The organism is Microbacterium sp. NPDC056057 (assembly GCF_042266945.1).
In the GTDB taxonomy this organism is placed as follows: domain Bacteria; phylum Actinomycetota; class Actinomycetes; order Actinomycetales; family Microbacteriaceae; genus Microbacterium; species Microbacterium trichothecenolyticum_C.
Genome location: NZ_JBHJWS010000004.1, coordinates 107,604 through 132,313 on the forward strand (window position 1 = coordinate 107,604; position 24,710 = coordinate 132,313).

At 71.5% G+C, this 24,710-nt stretch carries 24 protein-coding genes, 1 tRNA gene and 1 pseudogene; 18 read left to right on the plus strand and 8 right to left on the minus strand.

What is annotated here, in order from left to right; genetic code table 11:
• Nucleotides 1-121 precede the first annotated feature (121 nt).
• On the minus strand, nt 122-820 hold the full coding sequence (locus ACFC1K_RS16850; protein ID WP_310292520.1) for a response regulator transcription factor: 699 nt from the start codon (nt 818-820) through the stop codon (nt 122-124).
• A 151-nt stretch (nt 821-971) separates the two neighbouring features.
• Here ACFC1K_RS16850 and ACFC1K_RS16855 point away from each other — a divergent pair, with 151 nt between their 5' ends.
• The 4 genes from ACFC1K_RS16855 (at nt 972) to ACFC1K_RS16870 (ending at nt 4,263) form a co-directional block, all read left to right on the plus strand.
• The gene (locus tag ACFC1K_RS16855) at nt 972-1,262 is read left to right on the plus strand and encodes a hypothetical protein (RefSeq protein WP_310292522.1); all 291 of its coding nucleotides are present in this window, start codon (nt 972-974) and stop codon (nt 1,260-1,262) included.
• Between the two features lie 168 nt (nt 1,263-1,430).
• Nucleotides 1,431-2,033 carry an FABP family protein gene (locus tag ACFC1K_RS16860; protein WP_375872489.1) on the plus strand — a complete coding sequence of 201 codons (603 nt, stop codon included), beginning with the start codon at nt 1,431-1,433 and terminating at the stop codon, nt 2,031-2,033.
• Nucleotides 2,033-3,139, plus strand: a complete 1,107-nt coding sequence (locus tag ACFC1K_RS16865) for a glycine cleavage T C-terminal barrel domain-containing protein (protein WP_310292526.1) — start codon at nt 2,033-2,035, stop codon at nt 3,137-3,139. The genes ACFC1K_RS16860 and ACFC1K_RS16865 overlap by 1 nt, the downstream gene beginning before the upstream one ends.
• 11 nt (nt 3,140-3,150) lie before the next feature.
• The gene (locus ACFC1K_RS16870; RefSeq protein ID WP_375872490.1) at nt 3,151-4,263 is read left to right on the plus strand and encodes an aromatic acid exporter family protein; all 1,113 of its coding nucleotides are present in this window, start codon (nt 3,151-3,153) and stop codon (nt 4,261-4,263) included.
• An 18-nt stretch (nt 4,264-4,281) separates the two neighbouring features.
• Here ACFC1K_RS16870 and ACFC1K_RS16875 read toward each other — a convergent pair whose 3' ends face one another.
• Nucleotides 4,282-5,100, minus strand: a complete 819-nt coding sequence (locus tag ACFC1K_RS16875; RefSeq protein WP_375872491.1) for a class I SAM-dependent methyltransferase — start codon at nt 5,098-5,100, stop codon at nt 4,282-4,284.
• A gap of 70 nt (nt 5,101-5,170) precedes the next feature.
• Here ACFC1K_RS16875 and ACFC1K_RS16880 point away from each other — a divergent pair, with 70 nt between their 5' ends.
• Nucleotides 5,171-5,920: a phosphoglyceromutase gene (locus tag ACFC1K_RS16880; RefSeq protein WP_310292532.1), complete on the plus strand. Its 750-nt coding sequence runs from the start codon at nt 5,171-5,173 to the stop codon at nt 5,918-5,920.
• 105 nt (nt 5,921-6,025) lie between these two features.
• Here ACFC1K_RS16880 and phoU read toward each other — a convergent pair whose 3' ends face one another.
• Nucleotides 6,026-6,706, minus strand: a complete 681-nt coding sequence (phoU, locus tag ACFC1K_RS16885; protein WP_045298109.1) for a phosphate signaling complex protein PhoU — start codon at nt 6,704-6,706, stop codon at nt 6,026-6,028.
• Nucleotides 6,707-6,871: 165 nt separating this feature from the next.
• Here phoU and ACFC1K_RS16890 point away from each other — a divergent pair.
• Nucleotides 6,872-8,071: pseudogene (locus ACFC1K_RS16890) on the plus strand (sensor histidine kinase); the annotation flags it as partial.
• Nucleotides 8,072-8,316: 245 nt separating this feature from the next.
• Entirely contained in the window at nt 8,317-9,000 is a 684-nt protein-coding gene (locus tag ACFC1K_RS16895) for a response regulator (protein ID WP_375872492.1), read from the plus strand.
• A 68-nt stretch (nt 9,001-9,068) separates the two neighbouring features.
• Here ACFC1K_RS16895 and ACFC1K_RS16900 read toward each other — a convergent pair whose 3' ends face one another.
• A complete protein-coding gene (locus tag ACFC1K_RS16900; protein ID WP_310292537.1) occupies nt 9,069-9,536 on the minus strand; it encodes a DNA modification methylase in 468 nt (155 codons plus the stop codon).
• 144 nt (nt 9,537-9,680) lie between these two features.
• Between ACFC1K_RS16900 and ACFC1K_RS16905 the strand changes: the two genes are divergently transcribed.
• Both ACFC1K_RS16905 and ispD read left to right on the plus strand, forming a co-directional pair.
• Nucleotides 9,681-10,163 carry a CarD family transcriptional regulator gene (locus ACFC1K_RS16905; RefSeq protein ID WP_045298114.1) on the plus strand — a complete coding sequence of 161 codons (483 nt, stop codon included), beginning with the start codon at nt 9,681-9,683 and terminating at the stop codon, nt 10,161-10,163.
• Between the two features lie 107 nt (nt 10,164-10,270).
• Complete coding sequence (gene ispD / locus ACFC1K_RS16910; RefSeq protein ID WP_375872493.1) at nt 10,271-11,473, plus strand: 2-C-methyl-D-erythritol 4-phosphate cytidylyltransferase; 1,203 nt, start codon at nt 10,271-10,273, stop codon at nt 11,471-11,473.
• Between the two features lie 21 nt (nt 11,474-11,494).
• Here the strand turns inward: ispD and ACFC1K_RS16915 are convergent, their stop codons facing one another.
• A complete protein-coding gene (locus tag ACFC1K_RS16915) occupies nt 11,495-11,962 on the minus strand; it encodes a GNAT family N-acetyltransferase (protein WP_375872494.1) in 468 nt (155 codons plus the stop codon).
• A gap of 56 nt (nt 11,963-12,018) precedes the next feature.
• Complete coding sequence (locus ACFC1K_RS16920) at nt 12,019-12,951, minus strand: DMT family transporter (protein WP_375872495.1); 933 nt, start codon at nt 12,949-12,951, stop codon at nt 12,019-12,021.
• 55 nt (nt 12,952-13,006) lie between these two features.
• On the opposite strand from ACFC1K_RS16920, the gene cysS reads away from it, so the two are divergent.
• From cysS to ACFC1K_RS16935, 3 genes are all read left to right on the plus strand, one after another.
• Nucleotides 13,007-14,452 carry a cysteine--tRNA ligase gene (gene cysS, locus ACFC1K_RS16925; protein ID WP_375872496.1) on the plus strand — a complete coding sequence of 482 codons (1,446 nt, stop codon included), beginning with the start codon at nt 13,007-13,009 and terminating at the stop codon, nt 14,450-14,452.
• A gap of 29 nt (nt 14,453-14,481) precedes the next feature.
• Nucleotides 14,482-15,471, plus strand: a complete 990-nt coding sequence (rlmB, locus tag ACFC1K_RS16930) for a 23S rRNA (guanosine(2251)-2'-O)-methyltransferase RlmB (protein ID WP_375872497.1) — start codon at nt 14,482-14,484, stop codon at nt 15,469-15,471.
• A 97-nt stretch (nt 15,472-15,568) separates the two neighbouring features.
• Nucleotides 15,569-16,210 (plus strand): NAD(P)H-binding protein, encoded by a 642-nt coding sequence (locus ACFC1K_RS16935; protein WP_310292550.1) that lies wholly within the window; start codon nt 15,569-15,571, stop codon nt 16,208-16,210.
• A 76-nt stretch (nt 16,211-16,286) separates the two neighbouring features.
• Here the strand turns inward: ACFC1K_RS16935 and ACFC1K_RS16940 are convergent, their stop codons facing one another.
• Nucleotides 16,287-17,594 carry a DUF4032 domain-containing protein gene (locus tag ACFC1K_RS16940; protein WP_375872498.1) on the minus strand — a complete coding sequence of 436 codons (1,308 nt, stop codon included), beginning with the start codon at nt 17,592-17,594 and terminating at the stop codon, nt 16,287-16,289.
• Nucleotides 17,595-17,667: 73 nt separating this feature from the next.
• Nucleotides 17,668-18,771: a sn-glycerol-3-phosphate ABC transporter ATP-binding protein UgpC gene (locus ACFC1K_RS16945; protein WP_310292554.1), complete on the minus strand. Its 1,104-nt coding sequence runs from the start codon at nt 18,769-18,771 to the stop codon at nt 17,668-17,670.
• A gap of 240 nt (nt 18,772-19,011) precedes the next feature.
• On the opposite strand from ACFC1K_RS16945, the gene ACFC1K_RS16950 reads away from it, so the two are divergent.
• The 6 genes from ACFC1K_RS16950 to allB all read left to right on the plus strand — a co-directional run bounded on the left by ACFC1K_RS16950 (nt 19,012) and on the right by allB (nt 24,666).
• Nucleotides 19,012-19,953 carry a thioredoxin domain-containing protein gene (locus tag ACFC1K_RS16950; RefSeq protein ID WP_310292556.1) on the plus strand — a complete coding sequence of 314 codons (942 nt, stop codon included), beginning with the start codon at nt 19,012-19,014 and terminating at the stop codon, nt 19,951-19,953.
• Between the two features lie 38 nt (nt 19,954-19,991).
• Nucleotides 19,992-20,067: transfer RNA gene (locus ACFC1K_RS16955), tRNA-Thr, on the plus strand.
• 66 nt (nt 20,068-20,133) lie between these two features.
• The gene (locus ACFC1K_RS16960) at nt 20,134-21,090 is read left to right on the plus strand and encodes a DMT family transporter (protein WP_310292557.1); all 957 of its coding nucleotides are present in this window, start codon (nt 20,134-20,136) and stop codon (nt 21,088-21,090) included.
• 141 nt (nt 21,091-21,231) lie between these two features.
• Nucleotides 21,232-22,494, plus strand: coding sequence for a DUF6986 family protein (locus ACFC1K_RS16965; protein ID WP_375872751.1), 1,263 nt, complete (start codon nt 21,232-21,234; stop codon nt 22,492-22,494).
• The gene (locus ACFC1K_RS16970; RefSeq protein ID WP_375872499.1) at nt 22,491-23,303 is read left to right on the plus strand and encodes a bifunctional allantoicase/(S)-ureidoglycine aminohydrolase; all 813 of its coding nucleotides are present in this window, start codon (nt 22,491-22,493) and stop codon (nt 23,301-23,303) included. Before ACFC1K_RS16965 ends, ACFC1K_RS16970 begins: the two co-directional genes overlap by 4 nt.
• Before the next feature lie 13 nt (nt 23,304-23,316).
• Nucleotides 23,317-24,666 (plus strand): allantoinase AllB, encoded by a 1,350-nt coding sequence (allB, locus tag ACFC1K_RS16975; protein ID WP_375872500.1) that lies wholly within the window; start codon nt 23,317-23,319, stop codon nt 24,664-24,666.
• Nucleotides 24,667-24,710 lie beyond the last annotated feature (44 nt).

Genomic DNA, 24,710 nt, shown 5'->3' on the forward strand with positions numbered 1-24,710 from the left:
GTGTGAACGATCCCCACGCCTTCTCCACGCATCGCTTCGCGCTGCGCGGAGCCTCGGGCGCGTGGGCCCACCTCGACAGCCGTCCCTCGAACACTCGGTGAGGGGCGATGCGCCGCCCCGATCAGGCGTCGGTGCGCTCGCGGGGGGCGGGTTCGGGCTCGTCCTCGTAGACGTTGAACCGGTAGCCCACGTTGCGGACGGTGCCGATCAGCTGCTCCATGTCGCCGAGCTTGGCGCGCAGGCGCCGCACGTGCACGTCGACCGTGCGCGTGCCGCCGAAGTAGTCGTAGCCCCACACCTCGCTCAGCAGCTGCTCGCGGGTGAAGACGCGCGACGGGTGCGTCGCGAAGAAGTGGAGGAGCTGGAACTCCTTGTACGTGAGGTCGAGCGGACGACCGTGCACCTTGGCCGAGTACGACGACTCGTCGATCGTGATCCCCGAGGTCTGGATGCGCGTCGACACCTGCTCGGCCGACTGCCGGCCGACGGCGAGGCGGATGCGGGCGTCGACCTCGGCGGGGCCGGCGGTGAAGAGGATGACGTCGTCGACGCCCCAGTCGGGGGAGACGGCGGTCAGGCCGCCTTCGGTCACGATCAGCACCAGCGGGGCGTCCAGGCCCGTCGTGTTGAGGATCTTGCACAGCGACTTGGCGCCCACGAGGTCGACGCGCGCGTCGACGAAGATGATGTCGGCGCTCGGCGCGTTCACGAGCTGGGCGGGCTCAGCGGGGATCAGGCGCACGCGGTGGCTCAGCAGTTCGAGCGAGGGCAGGACGGGGCCGCCTCCGTGTGTGGAACTGAGAACCAGGAGCTGTGCCAATGGATCGCCTTCCCGGCGCAGGGGGGTGCGCCGCGAACCCCAGTGTAGGGCGTGGGGGAGGGGCGCTCGGCTCGCATGTCCTCGGTCGACACGCCCACCACCCGCGCCGCCTCGCGTGCGCAGCGCGGGTTGTTGCGCGATGATGGGACGCGTGGCCGTGCCTGAACTCGCCCCCCGCCGCACTTTCGGCGGCATCGTCGCCGTGTGGGTGCTTGCGGCCGTCATCGCGATCGTCGTCGGCATCTTCGCGACGCCGGACTGGCGTGCGGCGTGGCTGGGCGTCGGATTGGGCGGATGCCTCATCGCGGGGTTCGCGATCCAGCTCTGGTCGGGCCGGTCCCAGGGATTCACCGAGCGCGTCGCGGCGAGCGTCCTCGGCGCCGCCCTTGTCATGGGCGTCATCAGCCTGGGGTTCGGACTTGCCGCTCTCGTTCCCGGCTAGCGCCGCGCGGCGCGAGCGATGGTTCCTCACCTAGACTGTTCGCATGGATACCGTCGCGCTCGAACTGTTCTTCGTGGGCCTGCTCGGTCTGGCGTCTCTGGCGATCGTCTTCGTCTCCGCCGTCGTCGTCAAGAACCTCTACCGCGGCCAGCGCTGACGGGTCCGGTCGTGCTCGACATCCCGACCGACCTTCCGGCCGAGCTCGTCCCGCTGTCGTGGCTCATCGGAGTGTGGGAGGGCACCGGAGTCATCGACTACGGGGACCACGCCTACGCCGGCGAGTTCACCCACCGCGTGAGCTTCAGCCATGACGGCGGCGACTACCTGAACTACTCGGCCGACGCGTGGCTGCATGACGCGCAAGACCCCGAGAAGCGCACGCGCCTCGTGGCAGAGCTCGGCTACTGGCGCCTCGCGCTCACCGCGAGCGACGCCGACGCCGGACCCGGCCTGCTTCCCGCGCTCGCCGCGCCGGTCGTCCGCACCGCCGACGACATCGAGCAGCTGCGCAACGCCGACGGCGGCTTCGACCTCGAGGCGGCCCTCGTGCACGCCGACGGCGTGAGCGAGCTCTACCTCGGCCAGATCAAGGGTCCTCGCATCGACATCGCGACCGACGCCGTCGTGCGGCCCGCCGGCGCGAAGTCGTATGCGGCCGCCACCCGCATGTACGGGCTCGTCGACGGCCACCTGCTGTGGGCGTGGGACATCGCGGCCCTCGGCTTCGAGCTCGGCGCCCACGCGTCGGCACGACTCGCGCGGGCCGAGTGATGGCGGCCTCGTTCGCCGCTGTTCCCGGCGCCGTCGTCGACGACACCGGGCTGCAGCACGTCGGCAACCCGCTCCTCGAGCAGCGCCGGCTCGCCGCCGGAGCCGCGCTCGCGCCCCGCGCCGACCGCGCCGTCATCGCCGTCCCCGGTGAGGACCGCCTGACCTGGCTCGACTCGCTGTCGTCGCAGGCGCTGACCCGACTCGACCCCGGCGTGGGCACGGAGCTGCTGATCCTCGACCCACAAGGACACGTCGAGCACGCGGCATCCGTCGTCGATGACGGCGAGACCACCTGGCTCATCGCCGATCGCGCCGATGTCGAGGGACTGTACGACTGGCTCCGCAAGATGCGGTTCCGTCTGCGTGTCGACCCGCGCATCGCCGACGACGAGTACGCCGTGATCGGCGGCACGGCCGCCGCGCTCGAGCGCATCTCTCCGGCGGCGCCCGCGGGAGTGCCGCTCGTGTGGCGCGACCCGTGGCCGTCGGTCACGCCGGGCGGTCACGCCTACGCGCCGGTCGAGCCGCACCCCGGCGCCGATCGCGATTGGGCCGAGGCGATCGTGACACGCGACGAGGAGACGCGGATCGCGGATGCCGCGGCCCGAGGCGAGCTGGAGCTCGCAGGCCTGACCGCGGTCGATGCGCTGCGCGTCGCCGCATGGCGACCGCGGTGGACGACGGACGTCGACGAGCGCGCCCTGCCGCACGAGCTGGACTGGCTGCGCACCGCGGTGCACCTCGACAAGGGCTGCTACCGCGGGCAGGAGACCATCGCCAAGGTGCACAACCTCGGACACCCGCCGCGGCGCCTCGTCGCGCTGCAGCTGGACGGGTCCGGCAGTGTGCTGCCCGAGCACGGCGCGGCCGTGCGGCGCGGAGACGACGCCGTCGGCATCGTGACGTCGGCGGCGCTGCACTACGAGGAAGGGCCGATCGCGCTCGCGGTCGTGCGCCGCACCACGCCCGTCGACGCCCCGCTGACGGTGGACACCGCCGACGGCCCGGTCGCCGCGGCGCAGGAGGTCGTCGTTCCGCCGGACGCCGGCGCCACGGCGAACGTGCCTCGGATCACGCGGCTGTCGCGCCGCGCGGCGGCCCAGTAGGGGACCCGGCGGTGAGCGGCGACGGCGAGACCGCCGCGATCACCCAGGTCGTCCCCACGGGCTGGCGTGCCCGGCTCGATGTGCGCCCGCAGCTGTCGCGCGTGCGCGGGTCGGCTCTCGCCATCGTGCAGATCACGGTCGCCGCGACCGCGGCGTGGGCCTTCGCACACTTCGTGGTCGGGCATCCGGCGCCGCTGCTCGCCGCGACGGTCACCATCACCAGCCTCGGCCTCGTGCGCGACGCCCGCCCGCGGCGCGTGCTCGAGACGGTGGTCGGGATGCTCGTCGGCATCCTCGTCGCCGAGGGCTTCGTCGTGGTCGTCGGACCCGGCTGGTGGCAGCTCGCGCTCGCTCTCGGGGTGACGTTGCTGGTCGCGCGGTTCCTCTCGCCCTATCCGCCGTTCGCCATCATGGCGGGCGTCCAGGCGTGCATCGTCATGTCCCTGCCGGCGACGGAGCCGTTCTCCCGGCTCATCGACGGCGCGGTGGGCGGCGTCGCCGCCCTGGCCGTGACCGCGCTCATCCCGCGCAATCCCCGCAGGGAGGAGGCGCGCGACGGGCACGCGGTCTTCGCGGCCGCCGACGCCGCGGCGCGCACCATCGTGCAGGCGCTGCGTCGGGGCGATGCGCTCCGGGCCGCACGTGGCCTCGAGAAGGCGCGGGCGATCGCCCCGCGCATCGACGAGTGGCGCGCCTCACTGGATTCCGGCCTCGCCGTCGCCGGGTTCTCGCCGTGGCTGCGCCCGCAGCGGGCGGAGCTGCGCCGGCACCACGCGGTGCTGCAGGCGATGGACTTCGCCACCCGCAACCTCCGGGTCGTCGCCCGGCGCGCGGTGTACCTCTGCGACGATGGCCAGCGCCGTCCAGTGCCCGCCGAGGTGCTCGCCGAGCTCATGCGCGCGGCGGAGCTGGTGGGGGAGAGCCTCGACGACATCTCGCTGCAGCCGGCCGCACGTGAGGCGGTGCGCGCGGTCGCCGTACGCCTCGATCCGACGCAGATCCTCCCCGGCGGTTCGCAGGGCGAGCAGAACCTCATCACCGCGATGCGGCCGTTCGCGGTCGACCTCCTCACCGCGACCGGCATGCCGTCCGCCGAGGCGCGGGCGGTGCTGCCCCGCGTGTGACCCACCACGCGCCGCGGCTCAGCGCGGGGCCACGGCATCCCACGGCACGGTGACCTCGCCGAGGCGCCACCGCGACCGCTCGAAGACCGGCCAGCCTCCGTCGACCAGCGCCGACAGCGCCGTGCGCCAGCGATGCACCGGGCCGAAGGGCGACATGCTCGCCGCCCGCTCCCACTCCGCGTCGAGGGCCGCGAGGAACGCGTGCACGGGCTCGCCGGGGACGTTGCGGTGGATGAGGGCCTTCGGGAGCCGCTCCGCGGCGATGGACGGATGCTGCAGCCCGGCCAGCCGCAGCGACACCGTGAGCGTGCGCGGCAGGGCGTCGGGGCCGAGCGCGACCCAGGTCGCGATGCGGCCGATCTCGTCGCACGTGCCCTCGACGAGGAGTCCGTCCGGCGCGAGGCGCGCGCACATCGTCGCCCACGCGCCCGCGACCTCCGACTCGTCGTACTGCCGCAGCACGTTGAACGCCCTCACGACCGCCGGGCGGCGCCCGCCGGCGACGGGCACCTCGAAGCCGCCGCGCGCGAAGGACACATGTGCGTCGGGGGCGAACGACGTGCCGCCCGCGCGGACCTGCTCCAGTTGGGCCCGCGCCCGCGCGACGCGCGCGGGATCGATCTCGAGGCCGAGCACCTCGACGTCCGGCCGTGCGCGGACCAGGCGCGCGTGCAGCTCCAGCGCCGTCACGCCGCTCGCGCCGTAGCCCAGGTCGACCACGAGCGGATCGGCGGCGCGGCGCAGCGCGGGATGCCGAGCGATCCAGCGGTCCACGCGTCGCAGCCGGTTGGTGCCGGTGGTGCCGCGCGTGATCTGCCCGACCGGTCCCCGCGCCATGCCTCCATGATGCCAGCCTCGCCCGTCACAGCATCCGGGGGCGGCACCCGGCGCGGATATCATGGGGCGCATGACCGCGCCCTACACGCTGATCCTCCTCCGACACGGCCAGAGCGAGTGGAACAAGACCAACCAGTTCACGGGCTGGGTCGACGTCCGCCTCACCGACCAGGGCAAGGCCGAAGCCCAGCGCGGCGGCGAGCTGCTCGCCGAGTCCGGCATCCTTCCCGACGTGCTGCACACCTCCGTGCTCAGCCGCGCCATCCAGACCGCCGACATCGCCCTCGACGCGGCGGACCGCCTGTGGATCCCCGTCAAGCGCTCGTGGCGCCTCAACGAGCGCCACTACGGCGCTCTGCAGGGCAAGGACAAGGCGCAGACCCTCGAGGAGTTCGGCGACGAGCAGTTCATGCTCTGGCGCCGCTCGTTCGACGTGCCGCCGCCGCCGCTTCCCGCCGACGACCAGTACAGCCAGGTCGGCGACCCGCGCTACGTCGGCATCGACGGCGAGGTGCCCGACACCGAGTCGCTCAAGATCGTCATCGACCGCATGCTGCCCTACTGGCACAGCGACATCGTTCCCGACCTCAAGGCCGGCAAGACGGTGCTCGTGACGGCGCACGGCAACTCCCTGCGCGGACTCGTGAAGCACCTCGACGGCATCAGCGACGCCGACATCTCAGAGCTCAACATCCCGACGGGCATCCCGCTGGTGTACCGCCTCGACGAGAACCTCGAGCCCCTCGGTCCGGGTGAGTACCTCGACCCCGAGGCCGCCGCCGCCGGCGCCGCCGCGGTCGCGAACCAGGGCAAGGCCTGATCCCAGAACCGACGGAAGAGCGGATGCCTCCCCACGAGGCATCCGCTCTTCCTTTTCTTCGCCTTCGCAGCGGCAGCCCCCCAGCTGCAGGCCGCGTGACGGGCTTCAGAGAGACGGGGCGACGACGTCGATCGTGTCGGTGCTCGACGTCCAGTCCCCGGTCGACAGGTACGCGACCTTCTTCGCGACGGAGACCGCGTGGTCGCCGAAGCGCTCGTGGTAGCGGCTGGCGAGCGTGGCATCGACGGTGGCGGACGGATCGCCCTGCCAGCTGTCGCTGAGCACCTTCTCGAACACCGAGACGTGCAGCTCGTCGAGCTTATCGTCGGCGTTGCGGATCTCGTCGATGAGGTCGCCGTCCTGCGTGCGCAGCAACTCGGTGAGCTGGCGCGCCGCCTCCACGTCGAGTTCGCCCATCTTGAGGAACGTGGACTTGAGGCCCTTGGGGATGGCCCGCTCCGGGAACCGCATGCGGGTGAGCTGGGCGATGTGCTCGGCGATGTCGCCCATGCGCTCGAGCGACGCGCTCATGCGCAGCGCGCTGACGACGATGCGCAGATCGCGGGCGACCGGCTGCTGGCGGGCGAGGATCTCGATGGCGAGCTCGTCGAGCTCGACGGCCTTCTCGTCGATGACCGCGTCGGCCTCGATGACCTCCTCCGCGAGCGCGACGTCGCTCGTTCCGAACGCCCGCGTCGCCTTGTCGATGGCGATCGTGACGAGCTCGGCGATCTCGACGAGACGCCCCTGCACGTCCTCGAGGGACTGGTGGAAGACTTCGCGCATTCCGACGCACCTTTCATGGATGGGGGAGCTTTCGCCCGCGCCCCGGCCGATTGTCGTCAGGGAAGGTTAACGGACGGTGCCCCCGTGGTGAACAGTACCGGGCGCGGGAGCCCGGGTCCCCGTCACGGTCCATTGTCCCGCGCGACGTGCCCCTACGCTTGAGGCATGGATACGACGCAGCTCGCGCTGCTCGCCCTCCTCGCGGGGATCATCATCGGCGGTTCGATCTCCGCCGTCGTCGTCGCGTCGATGCGGGCGCGTGACCGCGCGCAGGCCGAGGGTTCGATCGAGATCCCCGACGGCGTGCGCGGCGTCCTCCACGGCATGGATGATGCCGCCGTCGTGGTGGACGCGTCGTTCACCGTGCTGGCGGCCTCCTCTCCGGCCACGGCGTTCGAGCTGCTCGAAGGCGGCACGCTCCCCACCGACGAGCTGCGGACCCTGGCGCGCCGCGTGCGGACCACCGACGCCGACGTCACCGAGGCGAGCGCGACCGAGACGATGCGGCTGCGCCGTGGCGCCCCGCCGGCCGAGCCCCGCCTCGTGGCCGTGCGCGCGTCGCGCATCTCGCCCCGGCTCACCCTCCTCGTGCTGCGCGACATCTCGGAGCGCGAACGCGTCGAGGAGATGCGGCGCGACTTCGTGGCGAACACGAGCCACGAGCTCAAGACACCCGTCGGCGCGGTGAGCCTGCTCGCCGAGGCGATCGAGTCGGCCGCCGATGATCCGCCGCAGGTGCGGATCTTCGCGACGCGGCTGCAGGCGGAGGCCAACCGGCTCGCGCTGCTGACCTCGCGCATCATGAACCTGTCCCGGCTGCAGGCTGCGGACGAGCTCCCGCAGCAGGACGTCTCGATCGACGAGGTCGTGGCGTCGGCCCTCGACGCGCACGCGATACAGGCGGACTCCGCCGGCGTCGAGGTGATGCGCGGCGGTGCGCGCGGCCTCTACGTGCATGGCGATGCACAGGTGCTGAGCGAAGCCGTCGGCAATCTGATCGCGAACGCCATCGCGTACTCTCCGCGCGGCTCGAGCGTCGGCGTCGGGATCAAGGCCGTCGACCGCGTCGTCGAGATCGCCGTGACGGACCGCGGCATCGGCATCGCCGAGGGCGAGCAGGACCGCGTCTTCGAGCGCTTCTATCGGTCAGACCCCGCGCGCGCCCGCCGCACCGGCGGCAGCGGGCTCGGCCTCTCCATCGTCAAGCACGCGGTGCAGCGGCACGGCGGCGAGGTGCGCCTGTGGTCGCGCCCGGGCCGCGGATCCACGTTCACGATCCGCCTGCCCCAGATCGACGCGCCCGACCTCGAACCGGTGCCCAAGCGCGGGCGCAAGAAGAAGCGGCCCGCCGCTGACGTGACCGCCGCTGAGGCTGTGTCTGTCGCCGCCGAGGTGGCGCCTGCCGCCGTCCCGGCCGCGGCTGACGCTGCCGCGACCAGCGCGCCGGTCGCGAAGAAGGCTCCGGCCGCGCCCGTGGCGAAGCCGGCCGCTTCCGCCCGCGCGGCCAAGCCCGCGGCACCAGCACGCGCGGCCACGTCCGCTGCGCCCAAGACTCCCGTCGGTCCTGCCGGCGGTCAGAACCCTGCATCCGTCGCGAATGGAGACCCCGCATGACCCGCGTCCTGATCGTCGAGGACGAGCCAGACCTCGCCGACCCGCTCGCCTACCTCCTTCGCCGCGAGGGCCACGAGGTCGAGATCGCCGAAGACGGCCCGACCGCGCTGACCGCGTTCCGCGAACGCGGCGCCGACATCGTGCTGCTCGACCTCATGCTGCCCGGAATGCCGGGCACCGAGGTGTGCCGCCAGATCCGTGTCAATTCGGCCGTGCCGATCATCATGCTGACCGCCAAGGACTCCGAGGTCGACATCGTGGTGGGCCTCGAGCTCGGCGCCGACGACTACGTCACGAAGCCGTACTCCGCTCGCGAGCTGCTCGCCCGTATGCGCGCCGTCCTGCGACGGTTCTCGCAGATCGACGCCGACCTCGAGGACCGCGTGCTGGAAGGCGGTCGCGTCGTGCTCGACATCGACCGTCACACCGTCGCCGTCGAGGGCGGCGAGGTCAACATGCCGCTCAAGGAATTCGAGCTGCTCGAGGTGCTCATGCGCAACGCGGGCCGCGTGCTCACGCGCGGCCAGCTCATCGACCGCGTGTGGGGGAGCGACTACTTCGGCGACACGAAGACCCTCGACGTGCACATCAAGCGGATCCGCTCCCGCATCGAGAAGAACCCCGGCTCGCCGGAGATGCTGGTGACCGTGCGCGGACTCGGCTACCGCTTCGAGGGCTGAGCCGCCGCAGACGAGAAGAGGGCGCCCCTCGATGGGGCGCCCTCTTCTCGTGTCTGCGCGAGCGTCGCTCAGGGAGCGAGGGGCGCGAGGTAGCTGAGAGAGCCGTCCAGCACGGGCACCGAGGCGAGCGCGCCCTCCGAGTCGCCGGACTGGAAGAACGTGGTGACATCGGTGCCGGGGAGGGCGTCGAGGTCCTCGACGAGGAGCGGCTCGTCCTCGTCGGAGCCGAGGCTCACGGTCGTGTTCGCGGGCACCCGCACGGTGAGCTTCGGACCGCCCTCGCCGAACTCGATGTTGAGGGTATGCGAGTCCTCGGTCTGGTTGATCAGCGCGGCGACGAAGTTGCCCTCGGACCCGTCCTCATTGGCGACGATCTGGGCGTTGCGCACCTCGACGGGGCCGGCCTCGTGGACGTTCGTCCCCTCCGCCGCGGAATACGGGAGCGTGGTCGCCTGCGGCGAGATCATGCTGCAGCCGGTCGTCGTGAGGACGAGTGCGCCCCCGATGGCCAGCGACGCGATGAGGCGGCGGTTCACGGATCCTCCATAAGACGGATGACGGTTCTCCAGCATTCTAGGGGCTCGCGACGGACCGCGCGGAGCACCGCCCGGCCGGAGGGCGGAGAACCTTAGCGTATTTCGCCTGTGGTATCCTGGAGGTTGCCGAAAGGACATAACTCCATGCTTTTTGAGGTTGGCGAGACGGTCGTCTACCCCCACCACGGGGCGGCTACGATCATCGAGGTCAAAGACCGGATCATCAAGGGCGAGACGAAGAAGTACCTGAAGCTCAACGTCACGCAGGGTGATCTCATCATCGAAGTCCCCGCAGAGAACGTCGACCTGGTCGGCGTCCGAGACGTCATCGGCAAGGAGGGCCTCGACAAGGTCTTCGAGGTGCTGCGCGCTCCCTTCACGGAGGAGCCGACCAACTGGTCGCGCCGCTACAAGGCGAACCTCGAGAAGCTCGCCTCCGGTGACGTCATCAAGGTCAGCGAGGTCGTGCGCGACCTGTGGCGCCGCGATCAGGACCGCGGCCTGTCGGCCGGAGAGAAGCGCATGCTCGCCAAGGCGAAGCAGATTCTGATCTCCGAGCTGGCCCTCGCGGAGAAGACCGACGAAGAGAAGGCGAGCGTTCTTCTCGACGAGGTCCTCGCGAGCTGAGACTCCTGGAACGGCGCCCCGATGGGGCGCCGTTCTGCTGTGCGCACCCGATCCCGGCGGGACCGGACGCGCGCAGCCCCGCCCGTCGATCGCGATAGCGTGAACGGGTGAGCATCACTCCCGTGCCCCGCGTCGGCGTCATCGTGGTGGCCGCCGGCTCCGGCACCCGATTGGGCGCCGGAGCGCCGAAAGCGTTCGTCGGCATCGACGGGAGCAGCATCCTGCGTCACGCCCTCGAGGGCGTCTTCGCCGCACCGCTCGCTCAGGTCGTGATCGTCGCCCCCGCCGGGCGCGAGGGCGACGCGCTGAGCGAGGCGCTGGCTACCGCGGGGGACCGTCGAGAGCTGATGTCCGTCGTCGCGGGCGGCGACACCCGCCAGGCCTCCGTGGCGGCCGGCCTCGCGGCCCTGTGGGCCGACGTCGAGGTCGTGCTGGTCCACGACGCGGCACGCGCCCTCACCCCTGCCGAGGTCTTCGAGCGCGTCATCGCGGCGATCGACGGCGGCGCGGTCGGCGCGATCCCCGTGCTCCCGGTGATCGACACGATCAAGCGCGTCGCCGGTGACGAGATCGTCGCCGCGGTCGACCGCGCCGAGCTCGCTGCGGCGCAGACGCCGCAGGGCTTCCGGCGAGACGTGCTCGACGCGGCATATGACGCCGCCACGACGGACTTCACCGACGACGCCGCCCTGGTCGCCGAGGCCGGGCATGCCGTCGCGGCCGTGCCGGGGCATCCGCTCGCCTTCAAGATCACCACCGCGGCGGACCTCGATCGCGCACGCCACCTGATCGCCGAGCCCGCACCGCACGCCGCGGCACACCTCGGCGGGGTTCCGGTGCTTCCGCGCGTCGGTGTCGGCACGGATGTGCACGCATTCGGCGGTGAGGGGACGCTGTGGCTTGCAGGGCTCGAGTGGCCGGGTGAGGCGCCGCTGTCAGGGCACTCGGACGGCGACGCCGTCGCGCACGCGATCGTCGACGCCCTGCTGGCGGCCGCGGGCCTCGGCGACATCGGCACGCACTTCGGCACCGATCATCCCGAGTACGCCGGCGCGCACGCGGGCGCGTTCCTGACGCGCACCGTCGCGCTGCTCGGGGAAGCGGGCTGGCGCGTCGGCAACGTCTCGGTACAGGTGCAGGCGAACCGCCCGCGGTTCTCCGCCCGCCGCGCCGAGGCCGAGCGGGCCCTGTCGGCCGCACTCGGCGGCGCGCCGGTGTCGGTCTCTGCGACGACGACCGACGGCCTCGGGTTCACCGGGCAGGGCGAGGGTGTCTCCGCCTTCGCCGTCGCCCTCGTCATCCCGGCCTGACCACCCGCGCCCGTCGGGGCGTCAGAGCGTGCGCGTCATGAACACCGAGAACGGGTCGAGCGCGTAGTCCTCGAAGGGACCGCAGACCACGAAGCCCTCGCTCTCGTAGAGGCGCTGCGCGGGGGCGAAGTCCTCGGTGGTCCCCGTCTCGAGCCACAGACTCGACATGCCGCGCCGTCGGGCGTCCTCGACGATGTGACGCAGCAGCGCGCGGCCGACGCCGGTGCCGCGGAACCGATCGTCCGCGCGCATCGACTTGATCTCGCCGCGGTCGGCATCGAGCGCCTTCAGAGCCCCGACGCCCGCGAGCTCGCCGTCGATCCACGCCGTCCAGACCGAGAGGGACGGATGCCGCAGCGCTTCGATGCCGAGTGCATGCACGCTCTCGGGGGGAGACGTGTCGTGCATCCCCGCCAGGTGCAGGGCGATGAGGCGCCGGGTGGCTTCGCCGCTCAGGTCGTCGGTTCGGATCTCGATGGTGCGCTGCATGACGCGCCCAGTGTGCCACGCGCCGGTTTCGGCCGTGTTTCCCGCCGTCTGCCGTCTCAGGCCTCGACGGCGTAGGGAGCGGGGTCGCGTGGCGACCGGGATCCCCACGCGAGGAGGGCGAGCCCGGCGGCGAGCACCACGAGCCCCACGATCGCGAGTGCCGACAGCCGCTCGCCGAGCACGACGATCCCGAGCACGCTCGCCGTCAGGGGCTCGCCCAGCGTGAGCGTCGCGGCGGTGGCCGCAGTGAGGCCGCTCAGACCCCACGTGAACAGCACGTACGCGATGGAGATGGTCGCGAGGCCCAGCCACAGGGCCATCACCACGCCTGACGTCGTGCCGAGCCACGAGAGATCGACGAAGGGGAGCGCGAAGGCGCAGATGATCGCCGAGCTGGCGCCCATGGCCCCGACGACGGTGAAAGGATCCCAGCCGTCGTCGAGCAGGCGCCGCTGCGCGTTGGCGATGACCGCGAACGAGGCGCCCGCGCCGATGGAGCCGATCAGTCCCAGGGGATCCGTGCCGCCGGCCGTTCCCGCCTCGCCACCGAAGCCGAGCAGCACGACGCCGATCGTCGCGAGCGCCGTCGCGCCCATCCACGTGGGAGTCGGCATCCGTCGCGTCAGCGCCCATTCCAGGAGCCCGGCGAGGATCGGGGCCGAACCGAGGGCGACGACCGTTCCCACCGCGACGCCGTTGCGGGCCGTGCCGAGGAAGAACAGGGGCTGGTACAGAGCGAGGCACGCGCCCGTCAGCACCATGAGCAGCACGGGCCGGGCGCCCCAGCGCGGACGCACCGCACCCGCCGGCAGGCGTCGGGAGTGCCGCGCGGCGAGCGAGAACGCGATGATCGCGAGTCCGGTGCCGCCGATCACCATGCGCATGACACCGATCGACAGGGGAGTGGTGCCGGCGGGGCCGAGCGCCTGCGACGTGCCGGTCGTGCCGAACAGGAGCGCGGCGGCGAGGACGGCGAGCACATGCACCATCTAGTTCTACAGGCTCACTCAGGGTCGGCGGGGTACCCGCCGGTAGGCTGGTGCGGTGACGGTTCAGTTGTACGACACCAAGGCGCAGACCCTGCGCGATTTCGTGCCCCTCGACCCCGGAAACGTCACGATCTACGTCTGCGGTCCGACGGTGCAGTCCGGGCCCCACATCGGGCATATGCGCGGCGCGCTGAGCTTCGACATCCTGCGCCGCTGGCTGACCCACCGGCACGGCCGCGTCACCTTCGTCCGCAACGTCACCGACATCGACGACAAGGTGCTCGCGAACGCGTCGGACGGCGAGCCGTGGTGGGCGCTCGCGTACCGCATGGAGCTCGAGTTCACCCGCGCGTACACCGCGATCGGCATCCTCCCGCCGACCTACGAGCCCCGCGCGACGGCATCGATCCCGCAGATGCAAGAGCTCATCCAGCGCCTCATCGAGGCGGGTCACGCCTACGCCGCGGCGGCGGACACGGATGCTGCGGGCGACGTCTACTTCGATGTCCGGTCGTGGGCGGACTACGGGTCGCTCACCAACCAGTCGATCGACGCGATGGAGCCGGCAGCCGACGCCGATCCGCGCGGGAAGCGCGACCCGCGCGACTTCGCCCTCTGGAAGGGCGCCAAGGCCGACGAACCGGCATCGGCGACCTGGGCCTCGCCCTGGGGACCCGGGCGCCCGGGCTGGCACATCGAGTGCTCCGCGATGGCGCGCCGCTACCTCGGCTCCGAGTTCGACATCCACGGCGGCGGGCTCGACCTGCGTTTCCCCCACCACGAGAACGAACTCGCCCAGTCCACGGGGGCCGGCGACGGCTTCGCGCGGTACTGGGTGCACAACGGTCTTGTGACGGTCGGCGCGCAGAAGATGTCGAAGTCGCTGTTCAACTTCGTCCTCGCCGAGGACCTGCTGCGCGAGCGCGACCCGCTCGTGGTGCGATACGCGCTCGCGGCGGCGCATTACCGGTCGAGCCTGGACATCACGACCTCGACGTTCGACGAGGCCGAGGCGGCGCTCGAGCGCATCCGCACCTTCCTCGAGCGCGCGCTGCGCACACTGCGGGGAACGGAGGACGTGCGGGTGAATGCCGGCGTCCCGGCCGCGTTCGCGGCGGCCCTCGATGACGACCTCGGGGTGCCCCAGGCGCTCGCCGTGCTGCACGAGACCGTGCGCGACGGCAACACCGCGCTCGATGCGGGTGACCGCGACGCGGCGCTCAGCGCGTTCGCCGACGTCGCCGTGATGGCGGGCGTGCTCGGCATCGACCCCCTCGATCCGCAGTGGCGGTCGACGGATGCCTCGGCCGAGGCATCCGCTCTCGACGCGCTGGTGCAGACGATGATCACGCAGCGCGCCGCCGCGCGCGCTGAGAAGGACTGGGCGGCGGCCGACCGCATCCGCGACGCGATCGCGGCGGCCGGCATCGCCCTCGAAGACGGTCCCGACGGGACGCACTGGAGTGTCGCCGACGCTCCTCGCCCGGCGGAGAGCAACTGACGGGCCGCGGCCCGCACGAAGGAGAACTGATGGCAAAGCCAGGGCGCCCCGGCGCAAGCAAGGGCGGCAAGGGTCCCACCAAGGGCTCGGGGGGCAAGAACAAACGGTCCCTCGAGGGCCGCGGGCCGACCCCTAAGGCGGAGGACCGCGCGTGGCACCCGGCCGGCAAGCGCAAGGCGGCCGCTGACCGGTACGCGGCGGCAGGCGGCAAGGGCAAGCCGGGGCAGCAGGCGCCCCGGTCGTCGCGTCCCGCGAAGAAGGACGACGACACCGAGACGGTGACCGGCCGCAACTCCGTGCTCGAGGCGCTGCGCGCGAAGATCCCCGCCACCGCGTTCTACATCGCGCAGCGCGTCGAGATGGACGATCGCGTCAAGGAGATGCTCGCGATCGCCACGCACCGCGACATCCCGGTGCTCGAGGTCACGCGCCCCGAGCTCGACCGCATGGCAGGCTTCGACGGCGTGCACCAGGGCGTCGCGCTCAAGGTGCCGCCGTACGAATACGCGCACCCGCAGGACCTGCTCGAGAAGGTGATCGATGAGGGCCAGACGCCGCTGTTCGTCGCGCTCGACGGCATCACCGACCCGCGCAACCTCGGCGCGATCCTCCGCTCGACCGCGGCCTTCGGCGGGCAGGCGGTCATCGTCCCGCAGCGCCGCTCGGCCAGCGTCAACTCGGCCGCGTGGAAGACGAGCGCCGGTGCGGCCGCGCGCGTCCCCGTGGCGCTCGCCTCGAACCTCACGGCGATGCTCAAGGACTTCAAGAAGCAGGGCGTGTTCGTGCTCGGCCTCGACGGCGGCGGCGACGTCTCGCTCCCGGCGCTCGAGCTTGCGGACCGTCCCGTCGTGATCGTCGTCGGCTCCGAGGGCAAGGGTCTCTCGCGCCTGGTGACCGAGACGTGCGACCAGATCGTGTCGATCCCGATCTCGTCGAGCACCGAGTCGCTCAACGCCGGGATCGCGGCATCCGTCGCGCTGTACCAGGTCTCGACGCTCCGGGGCTCCACTCCCGCCTGAGTCCGCGTGTGACGCGCGCGGGAAGAACCCCGCGTGGCGCACGTTCCCCTCTGCAGAGCCGGCGAAGGCCGGCGCACCACTCGTCGAAAGGCAGCACATGGCACGCATCGCCGTCATCGGAGGCTCGGGATACGCCGGCCGTCACATCGTCGCCGAGGCGGTGAGCCGGGGCCACAGCGTCCTCTCGATCGCGCGCCGCATCCCCGCGGAGCGCCACGCCGGGGCGATCTACGTCGAGGGGTCGTTGACCGACGTCCCCGATCTCCTCGCGCAGATCGAGGGCGTGGACGTGGTCGTGTCCGCGGTCGCGCCGCGCGGCGAGATGCAGGGCCTGGTGCGGCCGAACATCGCGGCGCTCGCCTCGCTCCTGCCCGAGGGCGTCCGCCTCGGCGTCATCGGCGGCGCCGGTGGCAGCCTCGTCACCGAGGGCGGCGAGCGGGTCGTCGACCTTCCGTCGTTCTCCGAGGACTACAAGGCGGAGGCACTCGAGGCGATCGGCATCCTCGACGACCTCAAGGAAGGGCCCGAGTCGCTGGACTGGTTCTACATCCACCCGGCGGGCGGCTTCGGCGCGTACAACCCGGGGGAGCGGACCGGCGAGTACCGCACCGGCGGCGACGTCATCGTCACCGATGCCGAGGGCGAGTCGTACATCTCGGGCGAGGATCTCGCCGTCGCGATCGTCGACGAGATCGAGCACCCGCAGCACCCCCGCAAGCGGTTCACCGTCGGGTACTGACAGCTGGAATCGCGAAAGGGTGCATCTCCGCCGGCGGAGATGCACCCTTTCGCTGTCCGGGCGAAGAGAGACAGGCTCAGACCAGGTCGCGCCAGTCGATGTCGTCCTCGTCGTCGTCGATCACGGGGTTGGATGACGTGATGATAGACAGCGACACGGTCTCGGTGGGCGGGCCCATAAGGGTCGCCTCGTCGCGGCGGTGGCGCAGCACGTTGTCGATGTAGCTCGTCAGGGCCTCGGCGAGCGGCACCGACTTGCCCTTGGCCTGGGACAGGTACCAGCGGTGCTCGAGCAGCTGGTGGAACACCTCGGCGGGCTCGAGCTTCGAGCGCAGGTCCCAGGGGATCGCCTTGACGACAGGCTCGAACACCCGGGTGAGCCACTCGTGGGCCACCATCTCCTCGTCGTCGCCGAGGCGTGAGATGCGCACGCGGAACTCGTCGAGGTCGTTGAGCAGGCGCCGGGCCTGGTTCTCCTCGACGTCGAGGCCGGTCAGGCGCAGCAGACGCCGCTGGTGGTGGCCGGAGTCGACGACCTTGGGCTGGATCGACACGCGGGTGCCGTCGGCCGTCGTCTGGATCGACATCTCGCCGATGTCGAACCCGAGGTCGTTGAGCCGCTGGACGCGCTCCGTGAGCCGGTACGCCTCGTCGGCGCGGAACGTCTCCTCGTCCGTGAGCGCCGCCCACAGCGCGTGGTAGGCCGACACGATGCCGTCGGCGATCGCGATGGCGTCGACGCCGCCCTCGAGGCGCCCACCGGCCTCGAGATCCATGATCTCGCCCGCGATGTTCGTGCGCGCGACGTCGAGGTCGTGTGCGCGCTGGCCCGGGGTCAGGCCGCTCTCGTGCAGCTCGCCGGTCTCGGCATCGACCAGGTACGCGGCGAACGCGCCCGCGTCGCGGCGGAACAGCGTGTTCGACAGCGACACGTCGCCCCAGAAGAAGCCGACGTTGTGCAGGCGGACCAGCAGCAGCGCGAGCGCGTCGACCAGGCGCGTCGCGGTGTCGGGGCGCAGCACCTGCGTGAACAGGGCGCGGTAGGGGAGCGAGAACTTGAGGTGCGCGGTCACCAGAGCCGCGGGGAGCGGCTCGCCCGCGGCATCCGTCCTCCCGGCGATCACGGCGACGCGCTCCACGCACGGCACGTCCAGGCGGGCGAGGTTGCCGAGCATGTCGTACTCGCGCTGCGCCATGGCCTGGGTCGTCTCCTTGATGGCGACCACCCGGCCCGAGAGGTTGGCGAACCGCACCAGGTGGCGCGAGATGCCCTTGGGCAGGAACACGATGTGGCTCGACGGCCACTCTCCGAGCGGGGTCGACCACGGCAGCGTCAGCAGCCCCGGATCGACGCTCGAGGCGGTGATGCTCAGGGCGTCAGGCACATACCCTCCTGGAAAAGTGCGACGGCGCGGGGGGAAGAAGCTCCCACCCGCGCCGTCGCGAACGAATCAGCGGTTACGCCGCGGCGATCGCCTTGTCGGTGAGGCGCTCGCCCGACTCGATGTCGAACACGTGGACGTGTCCGGGGACCGGAGCCAGCGTGACCTTGTCGCCCGCGATCGGGTGACGGCGGCCGTCGACGCGCGCGACGATGTCGGTGCGCTTGCCCGCGACGTCGGCGTGACCGTAGAGGTAGCCGTCGGCGCCGAGCTCCTCGACGAGGTCGACGGTGACCGTGAGGCCCTTGCCGTCCGCGGGGGAGACCTGGATGTCCTCGGGACGCACACCGATGGTGACCTCGGTGCCGTGCGCCTTGCCCAGCGTGTCGGCCTCGACGCCCACGACGCTGTCACCGAACTGCACGCCGCCCTCGGCGATGTGCGCCGGGAACAGGTTCATGGCGGGCGAGCCGATGAAGCCGGCGACGAACACGTTGTTCGGCTTCTCGTACAGGTCGCGCGGGGTGCCGACCTGCTGGAGGAGGCCGTCCTTGAGCACCGCGATGCGGTCACCCATGGTGAGCGCCTCGGTCTGGTCGTGCGTCACGTAGACCGTGGTGACGCCGAGGCGGCGCTGCAGCGACGCGATCTGCGTACGGGTCTGGACGCGGAGCTTGGCGTCGAGGTTCGACAGCGGCTCGTCCATGAGGAACACCTGGGGCTGGCGGACGATCGCGCGGCCCATGGCGACGCGCTGACGCTGACCACCCGAGAGGGCCTTCGGCTTGCGGGTCAGGTACTCCTCGAGGTCGAGGAGCTTCGCTGCCTCGAGCACGCGAGCGGCGCGCTCCTCCTTGCCGACGCCGGCGATCTTGAGCGCGAAGCCCATGTTCTCGGCGACCGTCATGTGCGGGTACAGCGCGTAGTTCTGGAAGACCATGGCGATGTCGCGGTCCTTCGGGGGGACGTCAGTGACGTCACGGTCGCCGATCAGGATGCGGCCCGAGTTGACCTCTTCGAGGCCGGCCAGCATGCGCAGCGACGTGGACTTGCCACAGCCCGACGGGCCGACGAGAACCAGGAACTCGCCATCGGCGACCTCGAGGTTGAGCTTGTCCACAGCGGGGCGAGTGCCCCCGGGGTACAGACGAGTTGCGTTGTCAAACGTGACGGACGCCATGTTCTCTTCTCCTTCACCGGCAGGTACGTGCCGGACGATCCGTAGTGAGGAATGAGCGGGGGCTTACCCGCACGCCCGCCATCGGGCGCAAGGAACAGTATGACACGGCGCGCGCGGAGCTTGCGTCTGGGCATTTCCCAGGGTGGCTGACTAGCATCGTGGACGGCCGCTTTCCCGCCTGGCCAGTGCGAATCCATGGTCAAGCCGGTTCGCCGCCCCCCTTCCGCCCCGAGAGGTTCCATGTCGAGCGACGAGTCACAGAACGCCGCGCCCAGCGAGCGCCGCGACGCCGTGCGCGAGAAGGCGCAGCAGGTGAAGGCGCGCCAGTCGCGAGCACGTCTGATCCGACGGACGTCCCTCGTCGCCGTCGCCCTCGCGTTCGTGGCCGTCATCGCCGTCGTGGTGACGTGGACGGTCTCGTCGAGCGCATCGAAGCCGACCATGAGCCCGGCCAGTGGCGTCGACGGCGGGTTCGTCGTCACCGACGTCACCGGAGCGGGCGTCGCCGACGACTCCAGCGCCGGCGGCCTCGTCGAGGGCGAGGCGAGCACGACTCCCGAGACCGAGCCGACTCCCACCTCGACCCCTACGGATGCACCCGCGGTCGATATCCGCGTCTACGTCGATTACCTCTCGACGGGTTCGCGAGAGTTCCAGCTCGCGAACATGAAGCAGCTCTCGCAGTGGATCGATGACGGCGCCGCCACTCTGACCTACTATCCGGTGGCCATGCTCACCGCGAAGTCGAACGGCACGAAGTACTCGCTGCGCGCCGCCGGCGCCGCGGCCTGCGTCGCCCAGCACTCGCCCGACTACTTCTTCGCGTTCAACGACGCCCTGCTGCGCCAGCAGCCGGAGGTCGACTCCGACGGCCTCAGCGACGACGAGCTCGCGACGCTCGCGCAGGCGACCGGGCTCGACGGCGGCAAGGTCGTCCGCGCATGCATCGAGGACCAGTCCTACGCGTCGTGGGCGAAAGCGGCGACCGAGCAGGCGCTGAAGGAGCTCCCCGGCACGGACGGTGTGGCCCTCACCGGCACCCCGATGGTGCTGGTCAACGGCACGCAGTACGTGGGCAAGCTGGACGACCCCAAGGAGTTCGCGCAGTTCGTGCTGACGATCGCGAGCGACGCGTACTACAAGGCGACGCCGACCCCGACCCCGACGCCGACCGCTCCCTGATCGGGTCCTCGCGCGGGCGCCGCTAGACTGGGCGCTCTGCCGACTTGGCGCAATTGGTAGCGCACCGTACTTGTAATACGGGGGTTACGGGTTCAAGTCCCGTAGTCGGCTCCAGTTTCCGGTGACTCGTCGCCGTGGGTCCGCGCCCGTGGCCGGCTCCCGTCGCGCGGGCAGGAGAGGATGGATCGGGTGACCGCACGCCGCCTGCCCGCATGGATCGGTCTGGGCGGCGCCGCACTCATCGGCATCCTCACCGCCGTGCAGGCGCGCATCAACGGCCAGCTCGGCGTCCGCATCGGCGACGGGTTCGCCGCCGCCGTGATCTCGTTCGGCTCGGGGCTGATCGTCCTCGTGGTGCTGTCGGCCGCACTGCCGCAGGGACGCCGCGGATTCGGCGCGTTGGTGACGGGGCTGCGCGAGCGCAGGATCCCGATCTGGATGCTGTGCGGCGGCGTCGCCGGCGCGCTCTCGGTCGCCACGCAGTCGCTCGCGGTCGGCATCATCGGTGTGGCCCTGTTCACGGTGGGGGTCGTCGCCGGGCAGACGGTGAGCGGGCTGCTGCTGGACCGCGCCGGCGTCGGGCCGGCCGGTGTCGTCGCGGTGACCCCGGCGCGCCTCGTCGGGGGCGCTCTCGCGGTGCTCGCCGCGGCGGTGTCGCTCGCCGGAGGCGTGCACGCGCCGTTGGTGCTCCTGGTTCTGCCGTTCCTCGTCGGAGCGGGGATCGCGTGGCAGTCGGCAGTCAACGGCCGGCTGCGCCAGCGCGTCGGCACCCCGCTGACGGCGACTCTCGTCAACTTCATCGGCGGCACGGCGGTGCTCGGGGTGGCCGAGCTGATCCACACCGCGATCGCGGGACCCCCGACCTCGTTTCCGTCCGATCCGTGGCTGTACTTCGGCGGGGTGATCGGCGTGACCTACATCTTCCTCGCGGCGGCTCTGGTGCCGTACACCGGCGTCCTGCTGCTCGGCCTCGGCACCGTCGTGGGGCAGGTCGTCACCTCGGTCCTCATCGACGCCCTCTGGCCGACGGAGGCCGCGCCGACGGTCGCGGCCTCCCTCCTCATGTCGACGCTGGCGATCCTGTCGGTGGTCGTGGCCGCCGTGCCGTGGAGACGGATGCCGCGACGCGGCCGCTGACGCCGCGCACGTGGTCACCTCACCCCGCGTCGCACCGCGGGGTGGCATGCTGAGACCGTGCCGAAGGGGTCGCAGCCGCACCGCACCCTCCCGTCGCGCGCCGACGACGGTGCACGACCGCCCGATCGTGCGGCGACCGCGCTGACACCTGAGGATCTCCTCGGCATCGATCGGCTCCTCGCGGCCACCGACCGGCTCCTCGCGGACGGCTACCCCGGCGACGACGACACGCGCCAGCCCGTGCACACCGTCTACGTCGCCGCCGATCGGTACGCGCCGGAACTGCCTCGGGAGTGGGGCGCCGCGGCGCGCGATGCCGTCGATGCTCACGGCGGCATGGAGGCTGTCGCCCTCGACGTGGGAGTGCCGGAGGAGTTCGCCGCCGAGGTCGCGACGCTCGTTACGGCGAAGCTCGCGTCCGAGCCCATCGAGGACCTGCGCCTCGACCTCGAAGACGGCTACGGCGACCGGGGCGACGAGACCGAGGACGCCGACGTCCGACGCGCCGCGGAGCTGCTGCGCGATGCGTACTCCGGCGGCGAGGCGCCGCCCTTCTTCGGGATCCGCATCAAGGGCCTCGAACGGGCCACGCGGGGACGAGGCATCCGTTCTCTCGATCTGTTCCTGGCGACGCTGCTCGCAGCCGGCGATCTGCCGAACGGCCTCCGGCTGACGCTGCCGAAGGTGACCACCGTCGCGCAGGTCGAGGCGATGGCGCGGATCTGCGACCGCCTCGAGCAGCACCACGGGCTCGCGGCCGGACGCCTGCGGTTCGAGATGCAGATCGAGACCCCGCAGATCGTGCTCGCCGCGGACGGGACCTCGCCGCTGGCCGCGGCCATCCACGCGGCAGAAGGCCGGGTGAGCGGGCTGCACTACGGCACGTACGACTACAGCGCCGCCCTCGGCATCGCCCCGGCGTACCAATCGATGGATCACCCGGCGGCCGACCATGCCAAGAACGTGATGCAGGTCGCCGCGGCGCAGACAGGGGTACGACTGTCGGACGGGTCGACGAACATCCTCCCGGTGGGCGACGCGGACGCGGTGCGCGCGGCGTGGCGTCTGAGCGCACGCCTCACCCGCCGTTCGCTGGAGCGGGGCTTCTTCCAGGGCTGGGACCTGCACCCCGCGCAGCTCGTCCCGCGGTTCGTGGCCAACGCCCACTTCTACCGGGAGGGCTTCGCGCCGGCCGTCGCACGCCTGCGCGCCTACGTCGACCGGGTCGAGGGTGGGATCCTCGACGAACCCGCGACCGCCCGCGCGCTCGCGTCGTTCGTGTCCCGCGGCGTCGCATGCGGGGTCATCACCGTGCAAGAGGTGGCGGATGCCGCGGGCCTCGATCTCGCCGCCCTCGCCGCGCTCGCGCATCCGCCGCACACCGCGACCGAGGGGCACGCATGAGCTACTACACGCCGCAGGGCGGCCTGCCGCCGCAGACCGCGCTCCTCACCGATCGCGCCGTGGTGAAGCCCGCGTACACGTTCATCCCGAAAGGCGTGCTGCGCGACATCGTCACGAGCAACCTGCCGGGTTTCACAGACACGCGGTCGTGGATCCTGGCGCGGCCCGTCGCGGGTTCGGCGACGACCTTCGCCCAGCTGATCGTCGAGATCGCACCCGGCGGGGGAGCCGAGAGACCCGAGCCCGAGAGCGGCGTCGAGGGCGTCGTGTTCGTCACCGCAGGCGCGCTCACGCTCGCCCTCGAGGGGGAGCGGCACGTGCTCGACCCGGGCGGCTACGTATTCGTCGCGCCGGGTGCGGCGTGGTCACTGGCCAACGAGGGTGAGGAACCGGCGACCTTCCACTGGATCCGCAAGGCCTACGAGCCGGTCGATGACGTGCCGGTGCCGGCGTCGTTCGTGACGCGCGACCAGGACGTCGAACCGCGCGCGATGCCCGACACCGACGGCGCATGGGCGACGACCCGCTTCGTCGACCCCGACGACCTTTCGCACGACATGCACGTCAACATCGTCACGTTCCAGCCCGGCGGGACGATCCCGTTCGCCGAGACCCACGTCATGGAGCACGGCCTCTACGTCCTGCAGGGCAAGGCGGTGTACCGGCTCAACGACGACTGGGTCGAGTGCGAGGCCGGCGATTACATGCTGCTCAGGGCCTTCTGCCCCCAGGCCTGCTACGCGGGCGGCCCCGAGCCCTTCCGGTACCTGCTGTACAAGGACGTCAACCGCCAGATCCGGCTCACCTGACAGCGGGGATGCCATGAGCGAACGGATGCTGCGGCACGACCTGGTCGTGCGCGGCCGGCGCGTGCTCACAGACGGCGGATGCGAGTCGTGCGAGGTCGCGGTCGCGGACGGAGTCATCGTCGCGATCGAGCCGTTCGGCACGGGATTGCGCGGACACGACGAGGTCGAGCTGCAGGACGACGAGGCGCTGCTGCCCGGCCTCGTCGACACGCACGTGCACGTCGACGAGCCGGGGCGCACCGAGTGGGAGGGTTTCGCCTCGGCCACGAAGGCCGCGGCGGCCGGCGGCGTCACCACGATCGTCGACATGCCCCTCAACAGCATTCCGCCCACCGTCTCCGTGGAGGCCCTGGAGGTCAAGCGCCTCACCGCGCGCGACCAGGTGTTCGTGGACGTCGGGTTCTGGGGTGGGGCGATCCCCGGCAACACGCGGGAGCTGCGCCCGTTGCATGAGGCCGGGGTGTTCGGGTTCAAGTGCTTCCTGCTGCCCTCGGGCGTGGACGAGTTCCCTCCGCTCGACGCTGCGGAGATGGAGCGCGACATGGCCGAGCTCGCCGGGTTCGGCGGCCTGCTCATCGTGCACGCGGAGGACGCGGCGACGATCGAGCACGCCCCGCACCCGAACGGGGTCCGCTACGACCGATTCCTCGCGTCGCGCCCGCACGCGGCCGAGGACGTCGCGATCGCCGAGGTCATCGACCGCGCCCGCCGCACCGGAGCCCGCGCGCACATCCTGCACTTGTCTTCGTCCGACGCGCTCCCGCTCATCGCGGCCGCCAAGCGCGAGGGCCTGCGCCTCAGCGTCGAGACCTGCCCTCACTATCTGACGTTGACAGCGGAGGGCGTGAGGGACGGGGCGACCGCCTTCAAGTGCTGTCCGCCGATCCGCGAGGCGGCCAACCGCGACCGGCTCTGGGAGGGACTGGTCGACGGGACGATCGACAGCATCGTCAGCGACCATTCGCCCGCCACGCTCGAGATGAAGGACCCCGGCGACGGCGACTTCGCCGTCGCGTGGGGCGGCGTCGCGTCGCTGCAGCTCGGGCTGCCGGTGGTGTGGTCCGAGGCGCGACGAAGAGGCATCTCCCTGGAGAAGGTGGTGGAATGGATGTCGGCGCGTCCGGCGGCCCTGGCGGGCCTCGCCCGAAAGGGCAGGATCGCGCTCGGCTTCGACGCCGACCTGTCGGTGTTCGCACCCGACGACGGGTTCGTCGTCGACGTCGCCCGTCTGCACCACAAGAACCCCGTCTCGCCGTACGACGGCCTCGCCCTGTCGGGCGTCGTACGCGAGACCTTCCTGCGGGGCGAGCGGGTCGACTTCGCCGAGCCCCGCGGTCGCCTGCTGCGTCGCGACGCGGCGTGAGCGCCGACACCGGCCCCCTCCGGCCGGGTGAGACGTGACGATAC